Annotated in this window: 1 protein-coding gene; it reads left to right on the top strand. The window is 47.6% G+C overall.

Going from position 1 to position 735, the window contains the following annotated elements:
- Positions 1-42 precede the first annotated feature (42 nt).
- Positions 43-735, top strand: a 693-nt coding sequence (locus NE619_RS17910; RefSeq protein ID WP_330640850.1) for a DUF3991 domain-containing protein, incomplete at its 3' end; no start/stop codon positions are given.

Raw genomic sequence — 735 nt, forward strand, 5'->3', positions numbered from 1 at the left:
TTGGCATATATTGAGCCAGAGACTTTGGCGGAGATAAAACAAATGGATCTTTTGACCTATCTTAGGGATTATGAGCCACAAGAACTAAAACGAGTTTCTGACCGTGTTTATACCACCCGCACACACGATAGTTTGAAGATTTCCAACGGTAAGTGGATGTGGTGGAGCCGGGGAATCGGAGGGAAAAGCGCTCTGGATTACTTGATTAAAGTGCAAGGTCTGGACTTTCTGGAAGCTGCGGAGACGATCTTGGGAAAATCGTTGGGACAGAGGCAGAAAACCTTACCTGCCGAAAAGAACAAAGAACAGCGGCTTCTTTTGCCTCCAAAGAACCACAATGCCAACCAGGTGACAAAATACCTGAATAAGCGGGGCATCGACCTTGAGCTGGTACGGTTTTGTATTCAGTCCGGAAGACTCTATGAGTGCAAGGAGCATCACAATGCGGTCTTTGTTGGCATGGATGCTGCGGGGGTCCCGCGATATGCCTTTATGCGCAGCACCTGTACGGATTTCCTAGGAGATGTGAATGGAAGTGATAAACGCTATTCCTTTTGTGTACCCGCCGAAAAAGAAAGCGATCTTGTCCATCTGTTTGAATCCGCTATCGACTTGTTATCCTACGGCACACTGCGAAAACTCTACGGCAAGGATTGGAGAGAGCAGCATCTATTGTCTTTGGCAGGTGTTTACCAGCCAGCAAAGCAGATTGAAGAAAGCAAAGTTCCGGTCGCG

Source organism: Anaerovorax odorimutans, from assembly GCF_024459955.1.
GTDB classification, from domain to species: Bacteria; Bacillota; Clostridia; order Peptostreptococcales; family Anaerovoracaceae; genus Hominibacterium; species Hominibacterium odorimutans_A.